Origin of the sequence: Lysinibacillus sp. NPDC093688 (assembly GCF_050280145.1) — a bacterium.
In the GTDB taxonomy this organism is placed as follows: Bacteria; Bacillota; Bacilli; order Bacillales_A; family Planococcaceae; genus Lysinibacillus; species Lysinibacillus xylanilyticus_B.
In genome coordinates this window covers 76,065-92,730 of the sequence record NZ_JBNNUX010000010.1, presented here as the reverse complement: position 1 = coordinate 92,730, position 16,666 = coordinate 76,065, and the positions used below count along the sequence as shown (strand labels likewise).

Annotated in this window: 11 protein-coding genes; all 11 read left to right on the top strand. The window is 39.0% G+C overall.

All coding sequences use genetic code 11. The annotated features are described in order from the left end of the window. Window positions 1-71: 71 nt before the first annotated feature. Window positions 72-791, top strand: a complete 720-nt coding sequence (gene rpsB / locus ACQKN2_RS10510; protein ID WP_323645130.1) for a 30S ribosomal protein S2 — start codon at window positions 72-74, stop codon at window positions 789-791. A gap of 101 nt (window positions 792-892) precedes the next feature. After that, window positions 893-1,780 carry a translation elongation factor Ts gene (gene tsf, locus ACQKN2_RS10505; protein WP_427414928.1) on the top strand — a complete coding sequence of 296 codons (888 nt, stop codon included), beginning with the start codon at window positions 893-895 and terminating at the stop codon, window positions 1,778-1,780. A 547-nt stretch (window positions 1,781-2,327) separates the two neighbouring features. Continuing rightward, complete coding sequence (gene pyrH, locus ACQKN2_RS10500) at window positions 2,328-3,053, top strand: UMP kinase (protein WP_053594235.1); 726 nt, start codon at window positions 2,328-2,330, stop codon at window positions 3,051-3,053. Next, window positions 3,053-3,610, top strand: a complete 558-nt coding sequence (frr, locus tag ACQKN2_RS10495) for a ribosome recycling factor (RefSeq protein ID WP_323645123.1) — start codon at window positions 3,053-3,055, stop codon at window positions 3,608-3,610. The genes pyrH and frr overlap by 1 nt, the downstream gene beginning before the upstream one ends. Before the next feature lie 507 nt (window positions 3,611-4,117). Beyond that, the gene (locus tag ACQKN2_RS10490; RefSeq protein ID WP_427414927.1) at window positions 4,118-4,912 is read left to right on the top strand and encodes an isoprenyl transferase; all 795 of its coding nucleotides are present in this window, start codon (window positions 4,118-4,120) and stop codon (window positions 4,910-4,912) included. Then, window positions 4,909-5,709 carry a phosphatidate cytidylyltransferase gene (locus ACQKN2_RS10485; RefSeq protein WP_427414926.1) on the top strand — a complete coding sequence of 267 codons (801 nt, stop codon included), beginning with the start codon at window positions 4,909-4,911 and terminating at the stop codon, window positions 5,707-5,709. Before ACQKN2_RS10490 ends, ACQKN2_RS10485 begins: the two co-directional genes overlap by 4 nt. A 165-nt stretch (window positions 5,710-5,874) precedes the next feature. After that, window positions 5,875-7,020, top strand: a complete 1,146-nt coding sequence (dxr, locus tag ACQKN2_RS10480) for a 1-deoxy-D-xylulose-5-phosphate reductoisomerase (RefSeq protein ID WP_427414925.1) — start codon at window positions 5,875-5,877, stop codon at window positions 7,018-7,020. A gap of 45 nt (window positions 7,021-7,065) precedes the next feature. Beyond that, complete coding sequence (gene rseP / locus ACQKN2_RS10475) at window positions 7,066-8,328, top strand: RIP metalloprotease RseP (protein WP_427414924.1); 1,263 nt, start codon at window positions 7,066-7,068, stop codon at window positions 8,326-8,328. Window positions 8,329-8,844: 516 nt separating this feature from the next. Continuing rightward, entirely contained in the window at window positions 8,845-10,551 is a 1,707-nt protein-coding gene (locus ACQKN2_RS10470) for a proline--tRNA ligase (RefSeq protein ID WP_427414923.1), read from the top strand. A gap of 726 nt (window positions 10,552-11,277) precedes the next feature. Beyond that, on the top strand, window positions 11,278-15,609 hold the full coding sequence (locus tag ACQKN2_RS10465; protein WP_427414922.1) for a PolC-type DNA polymerase III: 4,332 nt from the start codon (window positions 11,278-11,280) through the stop codon (window positions 15,607-15,609). Window positions 15,610-16,170: 561 nt separating this feature from the next. Beyond that, window positions 16,171-16,641, top strand: a complete 471-nt coding sequence (gene rimP, locus ACQKN2_RS10460; protein ID WP_323645115.1) for a ribosome maturation factor RimP — start codon at window positions 16,171-16,173, stop codon at window positions 16,639-16,641. Window positions 16,642-16,666: the final 25 nt, after the last annotated feature.

The window sequence follows — 16,666 nt, the reverse complement described above, 5'->3', positions numbered from 1 at the left end:
AAGCTTAGGGTAGCTTGTTGCAAATGATAAATGCGGAGGATAAAAACCAAACATACTAGGAGGAAACACACATGTCAGTAATTTCTATGAAACAATTACTTGAAGCTGGTGTACATTTCGGTCACCAAACTCGTCGTTGGAACCCAAAAATGAAGAAATATATCTTCGTTGAGCGTAACGGGATCTACATCATCGACTTACAAAAAACTGTTAAAAAATTAGAGGAAGCTTATGACTTCATGCGTCAAGTTGGTCAAGACGGTGGTAAAGTTCTTTTCGTTGGTACGAAAAAACAAGCACAAGAAGCGATCAAAGATGAAGCTGAACGTTCAGGCAACTACTACATCAACCAACGTTGGTTAGGTGGTACTCTTACAAACTTCGGTACTATTCAAAAACGTGTTGCACGTATGAAAGCAATCGAAAAAATGGAAGAAGACGGAACTTTTGAAGTTCTTCCTAAAAAAGAAGTAATCCAACTTAAAAAAGAACACGAACGTCTAGTCAAATTCTTAGGCGGTATCCGTGATATGCACGCTCTTCCAGACGTAATGTTCGTGGTTGACCCACGTAAAGAACGCATTGCTGTTGCAGAAGCTATTAAATTAAACATCCCTCTAGTAGGTATTGTTGATACAAACTGTGATCCAGATGAAATCGACTACGTAATCCCTGCTAATGATGATGCTATTCGCGCTGTTAAACTTTTAACTGCTAAAATGGCTGACGCTTTAATCGAGTCAAAACAAGGTGAAGAAGAAGCTCCAGCTGTAGAAGCTGCTGCTGAGTAATTCACGTTTACAAAAAGGTGATAAGTGGCTCAGGACCCTTATCACCTTTTTTAGAACCTATCACTAAAATTTGTACAACCAATTTGAGGAGGAAACACTAAATGGCAAACATTACTGCACAATTAGTAAAAGAATTACGTGAAAAAACTGGCGCTGGAATGATGGATTGTAAAAAAGCATTAGTACAAACTGATGGCGATTTAGATGCTGCAATCGATTTCCTACGTGAAAAAGGTCTTTCTTCAGCTGCTAAAAAAGCTGACCGCATCGCTGCAGAAGGTACAACTTACATCTTAGAACAAGGTAACGAAGCAATTATCCTTGAAGTAAATGCTGAAACTGACTTCGTTTCTAAAAACGATAAATTCCAAGTATTAGTTGCTTCTCTAGCTGAACAATTACTTGCTGCTAAACCTGCATCAATTGAAGCTGCATTAGAGCTTGCAAATGCAGAAGGTGTAAAAGTTGTTGACCAAATTTCAACAGCAATTGCAACAATCGGTGAAAAAATTACTCTTCGTCGTTTCGAAGTGAAAACAAAAACTGATGCAGATGCATTCGGTTCTTACTTACACATGGGCGGCCGCATCGGTGTATTAGTTACTTTAGAAGGTTCTACAGATGCTTCTGCTGCTAAAGATGTTGCTATGCATATCGCAGCTATTAACCCTACTTATGTTTCTCGTGATGAAGTTTCTGCTGAAGAAGTTGAACGTGAGCGTAAAGTATTAACTGAACAAGCTCTTAACGAAGGTAAACCAGAAAACATCGTAGCGAAAATGGTTGAAGGTCGTCTTGGCAAATACTTCGAAGATGTTTGCTTACTTGACCAAACATTCGTTAAAAACTCAGATCAAAAAGTACGTGCTTTCGTTGCTTCAACTGGCGGTACAGTAAATGGCTTCGTACGTTATGCTGTAGGTGAAGGTATCGAAAAACGTGAAGATAACTTTGCTGAAGAAGTAATGAGCCAAGTTAAAGGTAATTAATTTAGCTTGCATTTGATCCTAATCAAATAATATCTAGATTTTCTAGAAAAAAATGGGGAACACAACATAACGTGTTCCCTATTTTTCCGAAATTAGCGAAAAAAAGATATAATTGTCTCATCACCAAAAGTTGCGGATAACATTTGTTAAACCGTATGCTATTTATCTTCATTCAGTAGAAGACTCCCACCTCTGGAGGTGGTGAGATGGATGCGGATATGGTTCCTTTTCAATGGGTGTCCAAAAACCTACTGAATAAAGATAAAGCCTCCGGCGGATGTCACGGATTTTCAAAGGAATGAATTGTGCAGGCACAATTCAAAATCCGGACGCAATTACGCCAAGGCGAAATTGATTATAAGTTGATTGGAGTGGAAGTTGGACGCCTCCAGGAAAGCGCCCGGCCGGAAAGAAAATCAACCAACTTTATGGTAATTAGCACATAATTTTCTATTTTGCCTTATTCATAACTATAAATTATTGTTATTTATACTATAATGGAAAAGGGAATAGAGATGTTTTAAATAAAGTCTGACGGAGGTTTACAATGAGTGTACCGCAATATAAACGAGTAGTTATAAAATTAAGTGGTGAAGCGTTAGCTGGAGAAGCGGGCTTCGGTTTATCACCAAAAATAATCAAGTCTGTTGCAGAAGAAGTTAAAGAAGTAGTAGATCTTGATGTAGAAGTTGCTGTTGTTGTAGGTGGCGGTAATATATGGCGTGGAAAAATCGGTAGCGAAATGGGAATGGATCGAGCAGCAGCCGACTATATGGGTATGCTAGCAACGGTTATGAACTCTTTAGCGTTACAAGATGCACTGGAGAAATTAGGAATTGAAACACGTGTACAATCTTCAATTGTAATGACACAAGTAGCAGAGCCGTATATTCGCCGTAAAGCAGTTCGTCATCTAGAGAAAAAACGTGTAGTAATTTTTGCAGCAGGTACAGGTAACCCATTCTTCTCTACGGATACTACAGCTGCGTTACGAGCGGCTGAAATCGACGCAGATGCGATTTTAATGGCGAAAAATAATGTAGATGGTGTTTATTCTGCAGATCCGAAAGTAGATGCAACTGCCGTTAAATATGATACACTCACATACTTAGACGTTATTCAACAGGGCTTACAAGTAATGGATTCAACAGCTTCTACTTTATGTATGGATAACGATATTCCGTTAATTGTCTTCTCAATTACGGAACCAGGTAATATTAAACGTGCCGTACAAGGCGAGAAAATTGGAACAGTTGTTAGGAGGAATGTATAATGGCTAAACAAGTTTTAGAACAAGCTAAAGACAAAATGAACAAAACAATTGCCGCTTTTTCACGTGAACTAGCTTCAATCCGTGCAGGTCGTGCAAATGCTTCTCTATTAGATCGCATTACGGTTGATTATTATGGTGCACCAACACCGATTAATCAGCTTGGAGGTGTTTCGGTACCAGAAGCGCGTTTATTAGTTATTACACCTTACGATAAAACAATCTTAGGTGAAATCGAAAAAGCGATTATGAAATCAGATATTGGTATTACACCAACAAATGACGGATCTGTCATTCGTTTAATGATCCCGGCTTTAACAGAAGAGCGTCGTAAAGATCTTGTGAAGCAAGTGAAAAAAGAAGCAGAGGATGCAAAAATCGCTGTACGTAATGTTCGTCGCGATGCTAATGATGATCTGAAAAAACTTGAAAAAGCTGGCGAAATCACAGAAGATGGTCTACGTGGCTACGGTGAAGATATTCAAAAATTAACAGATGAATTCATTGTTAAAGTAGATCAAGTAACGAAAGAGAAAGAAAAGGAAATTTTAGATGTGTAAGCAATTCGCTTGCATATCTATGATGGAACTTTTTGATGAGATGAAGGCGTCCTATAAATATCAGGACGTCTTTTCTCTTTACTTTAAATGATGATGTAAAAGGTTTAGTAAAGTCTTCTACATTCAATTTTAATTGTTTTAGGGAAATACCTTTCATCTAATTTTGCTTTCTTTTAAGATTAAGAAGAACTGTTTTTTAAGCGGAGTACATGATTGAAGATTAACGAAATAAGGGAAACATCCTTTTTTAACCTTAAATTGAATAGCCCTTGTTGGGATGGTATTTTTTAGTACAATGTATGTCGTGAGATAAGTGGTTTCCATTTCGTCTGTACTTAGTCAAACGAAAATTGACTCAACGTTACGGTGATCATCCTAAAATGAGTGTAGTTCTAAAATAAGATAGTTCGTACATAGTCAATTTAGAGGGAGAAAAAAGACAAAAAGCGCTTTTGTTTGTTATGATAGGTTAGTATACGTCCGAATAGTTGTAGTGGGGGAGTTAGCATGTTCAAAAAGCTATTAGGTAAACAAATAAATATGGATTCACAATCATTGGAGGAACGTGTTGCCCTTGCTAAAAACGAGCCGATTCCTGCCCATGTAGCGATTATTATGGACGGAAATGGACGTTGGGCGAAGAAACGTGCCATGCCACGTGTTGCTGGGCACCACGAAGGCATGAAGACTGTACGAAAGGTAACTAGATTTGCATCAGATCTAGGTATTAAAGTTTTAACGGTGTATGCGTTCTCTACAGAAAATTGGAAGCGACCAAAACCTGAGGTCGATTTTCTAATGCGTTTACCTGTGGAATTTTTAGGTTCCTTTTTACCTGAAATGATGGAACGCAATGTACGTGTTGAAATGATAGGAGATCCATCTTTGTTACCTGCACATACGCAAAAAGCGTTGTTTGAGGCGATGGAAGAAACGAAACATAATACAGGATTAATTTTAAATTTTGCTCTGAATTATGGAAGTCGTTCGGAAATGGTTAATGCCATGAAAACAATGCTTCAAAAGGTGCAAGATGGTCAATTAACGATGCAAGACATAACAGAAGAATGCTTGACATCTCATTTAATGACGGCTCATCTACCTGAGCCAGATTTATTAATTCGTACAAGCGGTGAAGTACGATTAAGCAACTTTATGTTATGGCAGCTCGCTTATACAGAATTTTGGTTTACAAATACATTGTGGCCAGATTTTAGCGAGGAAAACTTACTGGAAGCGGTGGAAAACTACCAGAAACGTAATCGCCGTTACGGTGGGTTGAAGGGAGAAGGAACAACTTGAAACAACGAATTATCACAGCAATAATTGCAGCAGCGCTATTTATTCCATTTGTTATTTATGGAAAAGTGCCATTTACAATTCTTGTGCTTGCAATGGCTGTTGTCGGCTTTTATGAAATACTAAAAATGAAAGGTATTTCACTTTTTTCAGTGCCAGGTTTTTTAGGGCTACTAACATTAATATTACTTGTTATACCAAAGGACTGGTCAAGTAAGGTAGTAGAAGCAATTGGCTATTCCTCCGATTTAATGGTTGTGTATGGTTTAATGATGCTATTGCTTATTTACGTAGTCCTTGTAAAAAATAAAATTACATTCGATGAAGTTGCTTTTATTTTATTAGGTGCGTTTTATGTCGGATTAGGCTTCCATTACTTAATTGAAACACGAAGCTATGGTCTAGAGTTTGTCGTATATTGTTTACTAATAGTTTGGACAACTGACTCAGGTGCATATTTTGTTGGACGAAAATTAGGTAAAAATAAGCTATGGCCTGAAATTTCACCGAAGAAAACCGTAGAAGGTTTTGTAGGTGGCATTGTTATTGCAGTAATCTTTGCTGTTGGTATGCAGGTAATTTATCCATTTGCGAATGGTTATGTCTCACTTATTTTCATCACGATCTTAGCGTCAATTATTGGTCAAATGGGCGATTTAGTGGAATCGGCTATAAAGCGTCATTTTGACGTAAAAGATTCAGGCAAAATTTTACCTGGGCATGGCGGTATTTTAGACCGCTTTGATAGTCTACTATTCGTCGTGCCTTTACTACATTTTTTGCATTTTTTTGGTAACTAAAAACAACTAGTGGCTCATCGGACGCCTCTAAAAAAGCGCTCAGTCAGAACCGAAATCAACTCTACGTTATGATGATGGGCCATAATAATAGCATTTTCCTCTAAACAGAGTGGGTAATAAACGTGCTATATCATTTGCTGAGAAAGAAAAAGGGGACAATTTGTTGTGAAAAAAATTAGTTTACTTGGTGCAACTGGTTCAATCGGTTGGCAAACCTATGATATTTTAAAAGAACAACGCGATGCTTTTCATTTAGTGGCGTTTTCTTCAGGAAAAAATATCGAAAAAACTCGTGAAATGATTGAAACTTTAAAGCCGGAGCTTGTATCTGTTCAATTAGAAGAAGATGCAATTATGCTCGCTAAAGAATATCCACAAGTACACTTTTCGTTTGGTGCAAAAGGGCTTGTAGAAGTTGCTACACATCCTGATTCGACAGTGCTTGTAAACGCGGTTCTTGGAAGTGTTGGACTAGAATCGACATTAGCAGCAATTCGCATGGGCAAAACAATTGCCATTGCCAATAAAGAAACGCTTGTAACTGCTGGACATTTAGTAATGGCAGAGGCTAAGAAATACAATGCAACAATTTTACCGGTCGATAGTGAGCATTCTGCAATTTTCCAATCGATGAATGGTGAGAGTCCGAAAAATATTGAACGATTAATTATTACAGCTTCTGGTGGTAGCTTCCGTGATAAAACACGCGAGGAATTGAAGCATGTTACGGTTGCAGATGCACTAAACCATCCGAACTGGTCAATGGGTGCGAAAATTACAATAGATTCAGCTACAATGATGAACAAAGGACTAGAAGTTATTGAAGCACATGTCTTATTTGATATGCCCTATGATAAAATAGATGTACTTTTGCATAGAGAAAGTATTATTCACTCCCTAGTTGAGTATCATGATACTAGTGTCATTGCACAGCTAGGTACTCCGGACATGCGTGTACCCATCCAATATGCATTAAGCTATCCAGATCGTATGCCACTGCATAATGGACAACGACTTAATTTAGCACAAATTGGTCAGCTGCATTTTAAAGAAATGGATTTTGAACGTTATCCAGCATTACGTCTAGCGTATGAGGCTGGGCGCACAGGCGGTACCATTTTAACAGCGATGAATGCAGCGAATGAAGCGGCAGTTGCGGCATTTTTACAAGGGAAAATAACATTCCTTGAAATTGACGAAACGATTGAGCGTGTAATGCAAGCACATAACAATATAGTAGTGCCAGATTTGCAAACAATTTTGCATGTAGACAGTGAAACAAGAAAAACAGTGTTAGACATGGTAAAATAAAATGAGAAGATATCGTTAACTATTCGCTTTTAAAGGTGGGGTATTATGCAAACAGCTATTGCATTTATTTTGATATTTGGCCTACTTGTATTCTTTCATGAATTTGGTCACTTCTTGTTTGCGAAACGAGCAGGAATTATGGTTCGAGAATTTGCAATCGGTATGGGACCAAAAATTTATGGAAAAACACACGGTGAAACAACCTATACAATCCGTTTATTGCCGATTGGTGGTTATGTTCGTATGGCTGGTGAGGACATGGATGGCACCGAACTACAGCCGGGTTACCGAGTAGGGCTTATTGTAGATGAAGATAATGTTGTAAAGAAAATTATCTTTAATCAAAATAATAAGCAATTACCAGATTTATTATTTTTAGAAGTTGAGCGTGCCGATTTAGAAAAGGAATTGTTTGTAGAAGGCTATGATGAAGAAGAAAAATTAGTTCGTTATAGTGTTGCAAGAGATTGTATTCTAATAGAAAACGGTAAAGAAACGTTAATCGCACCATATGATCGTCAATTTAACGCTAAAACAGTCGGACAACGTGCTATGACAATCTTTGCAGGTCCGTTATTTAACTTTATATTAGCTTTTGTTATTTATTTACTGATTGGATTAATTCATGGTGTGCCTACGTATGAGCCAATCATAACAGAAGTAGTGGAAAATGATCCAGCTGCACAAGCAGGAATGCTTGCAGGTGATAGAGTAGTTAATATTGGCGGACAAGCAGTTGAAAAGTGGCAAGATCTAGCTGCCATTGTACAAGATCATCCAGGTGAAGATATTACTGTTACAGTTGAACGAAATGGTCAGCAAGTTAACTTAAATATGACGGTAAAAGAAATAGAACAAAATGGCGAAAAATTTGGTCAAATAGGGGTTAAGTATGAGAGCCCACGTGAATTTAATCCGTTAAAGGCTATTGTTTATGGCGCTCAAGAAACTTATACTATGACTGCTCGAATATTTGAATTGCTTGGTATGTTAATTACTGGTAAATTCTCGATAGATGCTTTATCAGGTCCAGTGGGCATTTATAAAGCGACAGAGCAGGTAGCACAATATGGATTCATCAATTTAATGAATTGGGCTGCAATGTTAAGTATTAACCTTGGAATTATGAATTTATTACCGCTTCCAGCACTTGACGGTGGTCGTCTATTGTTCTTCGGCTTCGAAGCAGTGAGAGGTAAACCAATCGATCGTCAAAAAGAGGGTCTTGTTCATTTTGTAGGTATCGTACTATTAATGATCTTAATGGTCGTAGTTACATGGAACGATATACAACGATTTTTCTTTTAACTTATTTCAGCAGATGCCAAACATCCGCTGAAATATAGGAACTCAGTCTAAGAACGCCACGTCCTGTGGCAACGACTGAGTGACCAACGTCTTGTTGGCCTAAAGCCTCCGGCGGATGTCACGGAATCGAAAAGGAGTGCTTAGGGGATGTTAGCCTAAAATCATCGCATTCATGCGATAACGGCTAACTGACCTGCATCGGTAAAAACGCCACATCCTGTGGCATTACCGAAATGACCGACATCGTGTCGGCCCTCGTGCAGGCCTAAGCACAAAGTCGATTCCGGACGCAATTATGCCGAGGCATAATTGATCTAAATAAATGAAGTGAAGTTAAGTTTTTCAAGTAAAACATATTTAGAAGAAGCCTAGGCGACTGTTGCAATTACGCCAAGGTGACAAGTGATTGAAAACATAGCTTTGAGCGCAATTTTTTTGAAACATTGCGTTCAAAGCTAAATTTGTTTATGCTAATTAGAGTATAAAACTTATTTATTAAAAAAGGTGGAACACTGAATGAAGCAAAGTAAAACATTTATCCCAACGCTACGTGAAGTACCTGCTGATGCAGAGGTAAAATCACATAAGCAATTACTGCGTGCAGGGTTTATTCGTCAAAATACAAGTGGGGTATACTCGTATTTACCGCTTGCAAAACGTGTGTTAACAAAAATAGAGAATATTGTTCGTGAAGAAATGGAAGCAATCAATTCAGTTGAGCTTTTAATGCCTTCATTACAATCTGCAGAACTATGGCAGGAGTCAGGCCGCTGGGAAAAATATGGTCCAGAATTAATGCGTATAAAGGACCGTCATAATCGTGATTTCGCATTAGGGCCAACACATGAAGAAGTGATTACAACTTTAGTACGTGATGAAATTAAATCTTATAAAAAATTACCGCTAACACTTTATCAAATTCAAACTAAATTCCGTGATGAAAAGCGTCCTCGCTTTGGTTTACTACGAGGCAGAGAGTTTATTATGAAAGATGCATACTCTTTCCATGCATCGCGTGAAAGTTTAGATGAAACATATGATGATATGTATCGTGCGTATTCAAAAATTTTCTCTCGTCTTGGTTTAAACTATCGTGCAGTTATTGCAGATGCAGGCTCAATTGGCGGGAAAGGTACACATGAATTTATGGTGCTTTCTGAAATTGGGGAAGATACAATTGCATACTCTGATACATCTGACTATGCTGCGAACATTGAAATGGCAGAAGTTCTTGTAGACTATCAACCATCAGATGCAGCATTAAAGGACCTTGAAAAAGTGGCGACACCAGATCAGAAAACGATCGAAGAAGTATCCGCTTTCTTAAGTGTTGACCCTTCGAATGTCATCAAGTCATTAGTATTTGACGTAGACGGTGAATTAGTTGTTGTACTTGCTCGTGGAGATCACGAAATTAATGATATTAAACTGAAAAATGCACTTGATGCTGGTTCTGTTGAACTTGCTAGTGAAGAGGCAATCCGCAATTTATTAGGCTGTGGAGTTGGTTCAATCGGTCCTGTTAAATTACCAGTAGACGTAAAAGTAGTAGCTGACAATGCTATTAAATCGATTCGTAACGGTGTAGCTGGTGCAAATGAGGATGGGTTCCATTTAGTAAATGTTAATCCAGAGCGTGATTTTGCAGTGAATGAATACTTAGATATTCGTTTTATTCAAGAGGGTGATCCATCTCCAGATGGACAAGGTATTGTTAAATTTGCAGAAGGTATCGAGGTTGGTCATATTTTCAAATTAGGAACAACTTACTCTGAAAAAATGAATGGTACTTTCTTAGACGAGCAAGGTAAGGCACAGCCATTTATTATGGGATGCTATGGTATTGGTGTATCACGTATTTTAGCTGCTGTTGCAGAGCATTTCCAAGATGAAAATGGTTTTGTTTGGCCAACACAATTAGCTCCTTATGATATCCATGTTGTACCGGTTAATACAAAGGATGAAACACAGGTTGCCTTAGCTGATGAGCTATATGGCTTATTGAAATCATACCGTTATGATGTGCTATTAGATGATCGTGCAGAGCGTGCAGGGGTTAAATTCGCAGATGCTGACTTAATTGGCTTACCTGTCCGTGTAACAGTAGGTAAAAAAGCAACTGAAGGTATGGTTGAGGTTAAATTCCGTCAAACGGGTGAAACGTTCGAATGGAAAAAAGAAGAGGTCATTGATCGCTTAAATGAATTTTTCCGCAAACATTAACTTCTTTCATCGGAAGTCTCCCACCTCTATAGTGGTGAGATGAATGCGGGTTTAAGCTACTTTTCAGTGGGTGTCCAAACACCCGCTGAAATAGAGGAACTCAGTCTAAGAACGCCACGTCCTGTGGCAACGACTGAGTGACCAACATCGTGTTGGCCTAAAGCCTCCGGCGGATGTCACGGAATCGGAAAGGAAGTTCTTAGGGGATGTTAGCCTAAAATCATCGCATCCATGCGATAACGGCTAACTGACCTGCATCGGTAAAAACGCCACGTCCTGTGGCATTACCGAAATGACCGACATCGTGTCGGCCCTCGTGCAGGCCTAAGCACAAAGCCGATTCCGGACGCAATTATGCCGAGGCATAATTGATTTTCCTTTAGGCTGTCCCAAATGGTATTAAATAGATAAAAAATTCGCGCCACTTCTCGGGGACAGCGAGCCAAGCATGAATTCATAGATGTTTAGGATTTGTGAAGCTTGACGGTCGCCCGTGGAAAGGGTGCGAATTTTTTTCCGTCTAGGCTAAAGCGCTACATCCCCGAGGTCGCTTCGATCCCTCGGGCAAAAGTGGGTAGATCGCTTATTTTTGCTTCGGGCTCTCCAGCGCTTGTCGGATGTAAACGAGCGCTTTAGCGCATTTGTTCCTTCAAATCGTAAATGTTGGTGAGGAAATAAAAATGGGGCATGTAAGACTGTCTCTTTCTGAAAGTAGGTGTCAATAGATTGGAACAGCAACAAGAAGCAAGAGCAAGGTTTCAAACGCTCTTGCAACAACTAGAATTAACAGAAGATGTGTATATGTCCTTTTTTGAGGAAGGTGAATTATCACGACTAACTGTACACAAAAAGAACAGGCTATGGAATTTCGCCATTAAATTACGAGATATACTTCCTTTTTCACTATACCAACTTTTTCGTACTCGTTTAGCTGAGAAATTTTCAGCTATCGCTGAAATCCACACAACTTTTGATACGGTAGAGAAAAATGTGACGGAGGAGCTTGTCCAACAATATTGGTTAACAGTAGTAGAGCAAATCGATGATATGGCGCCAACTTTAAAAAATTGCCTAGTATCGCAAGTCCCTATGTGGAATGGGCAAAAAATTACGTTATCCTGCATGCAGGAAATGGAATTTATGATGCTGAAAACAAAGTATGCAGAAAAGCTTTCTGCAAGCTATAGTCAGTTCGGCTTTCCGCATATTGTGCTAGATTTCGTGCTTCAAGATCAAACAGAAGAAATGATTGCGGCACAGGAGGCTTTCATGGAGCAGAGGCGCTTAGAAGAAGCAGCTTTAGCTCAGCAAGCAATAGAAGATTACCAAAAACGTGAGAAGGAGAAGAAAGAAAATCCGGCTCTTGCCAACCTTGGTGATCGACCATTCCAGCTTGGTATGTTAATTAAAGATGATGAAACAATGGAAATTAAACGCATTGTTGAGGAAGAACGTCGTGTGATCATTGAAGGCTTTGTATTTGATGCAGAAGTTAAAGTGCTGAAAAGCGGTCGTTCTTTATTGCAAATTAAAATTACCGACTATACGGATTCTATCGTTGTAAAAATGTTCTCACGTGATAATGATGATGCGGAACTTATGCAACATTTGAAAAAGGGTATGTGGGTAAAAGTCCGAGGCTCCGTACAAACTGACACATTCATTCGTGATTTAATCGTTATGGCAAATGATATCAATGAAATCAGAAAAGAAACACGACAGGATAAGGCGCCAGAGGGAGAAAAACGAGCTGAATTGCATTTGCATACACCAATGAGCACAATGGACGCTGTGACACCAGTTGATAGACTTGTTGCGCAGGCTGCAAAGTGGGGTCATCCAGCCGTGGCTATTACTGACCATGCTGTTGTGCAATCCTTCCCCGAGGCTTATGCAGCAGGGAAAAAACATGGTATTAAAGTTATTTATGGCTTGGAGGCTAATTTAGTAGATGATGGTGTGCCGATTGCTTATGCAGCTGAGCACCGATTATTAGATGATGATACCTATGTCGTGTTTGACGTAGAGACGACAGGTCTATCTACTGCTTACGATACGATCATTGAGCTTGCCGCGGTGAAAATTAAAGATGGGCAGGTAATCGACAAATACGAAAGCTTTGCCAATCCCCATCACCCGCTTTCAGCGACGACCATTGAACTGACAGGCATTACAGATGATATGGTACGAAATGCACCAGAAGTGGAGCAAGTCATTAAGGAGTTCCATGCATTTATCGGAGATGGCATAGTAGTAGCCCATAATGCATCATTTGATATTGGCTTTTTATACACAGGCTATAAAAAATATGGACTAGATGGAACAATTCATCCAGTTATTGATACATTGGAGCTAGCTCGATTACTTTATCCAACGATGAAAAACCATCGACTAAATACACTTTGTAAAAAATTCAATATCGATTTAACTCAGCATCACCGAGCTATTTATGATACAGAAGCAACCGGCTTCTTACTTTTACAGCTGTTAAAAGAGGCAGATGAATTAGGTATTAAATATCACGACGACTTTAATAAGCATGTTGGTGGCGGGGATGCCTATAAAAAGGGACGACCAATGCATTGTACGATATTAGCGGTAGATAATGCTGGACTAAAAAATTTATTTAAATTAGTCACCCACTCCCATACAAAAACGTTCTATCGTGTTCCTCGTGTCACACGAGCGGTCTTAGAGCAATATAGAGAAGGGTTATTAATCGGATCAGGTTGTAATAATGGTGAATTATTTGAGACGATGATGAATAAATCCCCAGAGGAAGCCGAGCAAATTGCGAGATTCTATGATTATATTGAAGTTCAACCAAAGGCCGTGTATGCACCGTTAATTGAGCGCAATGTCGTACGTGATGAATGGACACTTGAAGATATTATTCGCAAGCTCGTAAAGCTAGGGAAGAAAATGGATAAACCCGTTGTAGCAACCGGTAATGTCCATTACTTAGATCCGACAGATGGAATGTTTAGACAAATACTAATTGGCTCTCAAGGTGGTGCCAACATATTAAATAGATCAAAGCTGCCTGAAGTTCATTTCAGAACGACGGATGAAATGCTTGAAGAATTTGATTTTTTAGGACCGGATCTTGCGAAGGAAGTAGTTGTTACCAACTCTCAAAAAGTCGCAGATATGATTGGTGATGTTAAGCCAATTAAAGATGATTTATACACACCAAAAATCGAAGGCTCAGATGATGAGGTTACAAATTTAACCTATGAAATGGCTCATCTTATATACGGAGAAGAGCTACCAGAAATCGTGAAGGCCCGAATTGAAAAGGAATTAAAGTCAATTTTAGGCCATGGTTTCGGAGTAATTTACTTAATTTCTGCGAAGCTTGTGAAAAAATCGTTAGCTGATGGCTATTTAGTAGGTTCCCGTGGTTCAGTTGGATCTTCATTAGTGGCGACCTTTATGGAGATTACTGAAGTAAATCCATTGCCACCTCATTATGTTTGTCCAAATTGTAAGCATTCTGAGTTTTTTAATGATGGTTCAGTAAGCTCAGGCTTCGACTTACCAAATAAAGATTGTACAGAATGTGGAACACCGTTTAAAAAGGATGGGCAAGATATCCCGTTCGAAACGTTCCTTGGCTTTAAAGGAGATAAGGTACCCGATATCGATTTGAATTTCTCCGGGGAATATCAACCACAAGCCCATAATTATACGAAGGTATTATTCGGTGAGGATTATGTATATCGTGCAGGAACAATCGGTACAGTCGCAGAGAAAACAGCGTATGGCTACGTAAAGGGCTATGCTAATGATAATAACCTACATTTCCGCGGTGCCGAGGTAGATCGGTTAGTCCAAGGCTGTACAGGCGTAAAACGTACTACAGGACAGCACCCTGGAGGAATTATCGTAGTACCAGATTATATGGATATTTTTGATTTCTCACCAGTGCAATTCCCTGCGGATGCACAGGATTCAGAATGGCGTACAACGCACTTTGATTTCCATTCCATTCACGATAATATTTTAAAGCTTGATATACTTGGGCACGATGATCCGACTGTGATTCGGATGTTGCAGGATTTATCAGGGATAGATCCAAAAACCATTCCAACAGATGATCCAGTCGTTATGAAAATCTTTAGTTCTCCAGAAACTTTAGGCGTAACAGAAAAACAAATTGGCTGTAAGACAGGAACACTCGGCATTCCTGAGTTCGGTACCCGTTTTGTACGCCAAATGCTTGAAGATACAAAGCCATCAACATTCTCGGAGCTCGTGCAAATTTCAGGACTATCACACGGAACAGACGTATGGCTTGGTAACGCGCAAGAGTTAATTCACAACGGTACATGTGTGCTGAAAGAAGTAATTGGCTGTCGTGACGATATTATGGTGTATTTAATTTATCAAGATCTAGAACCGTCACTGGCGTTTAAAATTATGGAATCCGTGCGTAAAGGGAAAGGATTATCTGAAGAATTTGAAGCGGAAATGCTGGCGAATAAAGTACCAGGCTGGTATATCGAATCATGTAAAAAGATAAAATACATGTTCCCGAAAGCCCATGCTGCCGCTTACGTGTTAATGGCAGTTCGTATTGCATGGTTTAAAGTACATTTCCCAATTCTTTATTACGCAGCGTATTTCACAGTACGTGCAGATGATTTTGATTTAATTGCCATGGTACAGGGCCCGCAAATGATTCGTACAAAAATTGATGAAATCAATCTGAAGGGTTTAGATGCTTCAACAAAAGAGAAAAACCTATTAACTGTGATGGAATTAGCACTTGAAATGTGTGAGCGTGGTATAAACTTCCAGAAGGTGGACTTATATCGTTCACAGGCTAGTGAATTTATCATTGATGGGAACTCTTTAATTCCACCATTCGATGCGATTCCTGGTCTTGGTACAAACGTTGCTAACCAAATTGTGGCAGCACGTAAGGACGGAGAATTTTTATCGAAGGAAGATTTACAGCAACGAGGTCGAGTATCCAAAACATTAATAGAATACATGGATCAATTGGGTTGTTTAGAAGGAATGCCTGATGCCAATCAGTTATCACTTTTCTAAAATTTAGAAAGTTAATTTGAAGGCATCTTCATCAATCTCACGCATAACTTCTCTGCCTTATGTTCAAATTAAGGCTTAGAAGTTTGGGATGACATTTGTTAAAATGTATACCATGTATATAAGTTGATTGAAGATAAGGCTAGGCGACTCCAGGAAAGTGCCCAGTCGGAACGGAAATCAACCCCACGTTGTAGAGATGGGCCTAATTTAAGCACAAAGCCGATTCCAGACGCATTGTTTATCTGTAGCGAAAGCAAAGCGACAGCAACAAATGTTTTCTGTGCGAAAGCGAAGCGACAGCAACAATTATGCCGAGGCATAATTGATTAGATGTCTAGAAAAAGGAAATTTGCATTGTGCTGTAAACTATGCTATCCTTATGGTAATAATTTGTTGATATTTTTCCAGCAAAAGAGTGGGACCTTCCCGCTCTTTTCTGTTGTTATGCCGTAGCAAAACAAATTTTTGACTAACAGCAGGTAAGACCGTTAAATTTCACCAAAGCTACTGGTGGAATTTCTGTTTTATTACGCCAGAATTTGATAGATGCAGGAGGAAACAATGAGCAAAGTACCATCTTTAATTGAAGAGCTCGCTAAACCGATTGTTGAAGAGTTGAATCTTGAGCTTGTAGATGTCGAGTTCGTAAAAGAAGGACGTAACTGGTTTTTACGTGTTTATGTAGATACACCTGAAGGTGGAATTGACATTGAACAATGTGCTCAAGTTAGTGAACGACTAAGTTTGCTATTGGATGAAAATGATCCAATTACACAAAACTATTATTTAGAAGTTTCTTCACCTGGAGCAGAACGTCCATTAAAAAAAGACACTGATTTTGAAAAAGCGATTGGCAAATTTATTTATGTTAAAACCTATGAGCCCATCAAGGACATGAAGGAATTCCAAGGCTACTTAACGTCATATGATGAACATACATTAGTGATGGAAGTACGCATTAAAACGCGTAAAATTACAGTAACAATTGAACAAGATAAAATCGCATTGGCACGACTAGCCATCGATTTTTAAGCATAATGCATATTTAGGAGTGAAA

Excerpts from the sequence above, each read along its gene's own strand:
- rpsB (WP_323645130.1), top strand. The coding sequence starts at position 72 with ATGTCAGTAATTTCTATGAAACAATTACTTGAAGCTGGTGTACATTTC.
- tsf (WP_427414928.1), top strand. The coding sequence starts at position 893 with ATGGCAAACATTACTGCACAATTAGTAAAAGAATTACGTGAAAAAACT.
- pyrH (WP_053594235.1), top strand. The coding sequence starts at position 2,328 with ATGAGTGTACCGCAATATAAACGAGTAGTTATAAAATTAAGTGGTGAA.
- frr (WP_323645123.1), top strand. The coding sequence starts at position 3,053 with ATGGCTAAACAAGTTTTAGAACAAGCTAAAGACAAAATGAACAAAACA.
- ACQKN2_RS10490 (WP_427414927.1), top strand. The coding sequence starts at position 4,118 with ATGTTCAAAAAGCTATTAGGTAAACAAATAAATATGGATTCACAATCA.
- rseP (WP_427414924.1), top strand. The coding sequence starts at position 7,066 with ATGCAAACAGCTATTGCATTTATTTTGATATTTGGCCTACTTGTATTC.
- ACQKN2_RS10470 (WP_427414923.1), top strand. The coding sequence starts at position 8,845 with ATGAAGCAAAGTAAAACATTTATCCCAACGCTACGTGAAGTACCTGCT.
- rimP (WP_323645115.1), top strand. The coding sequence starts at position 16,171 with ATGAGCAAAGTACCATCTTTAATTGAAGAGCTCGCTAAACCGATTGTT.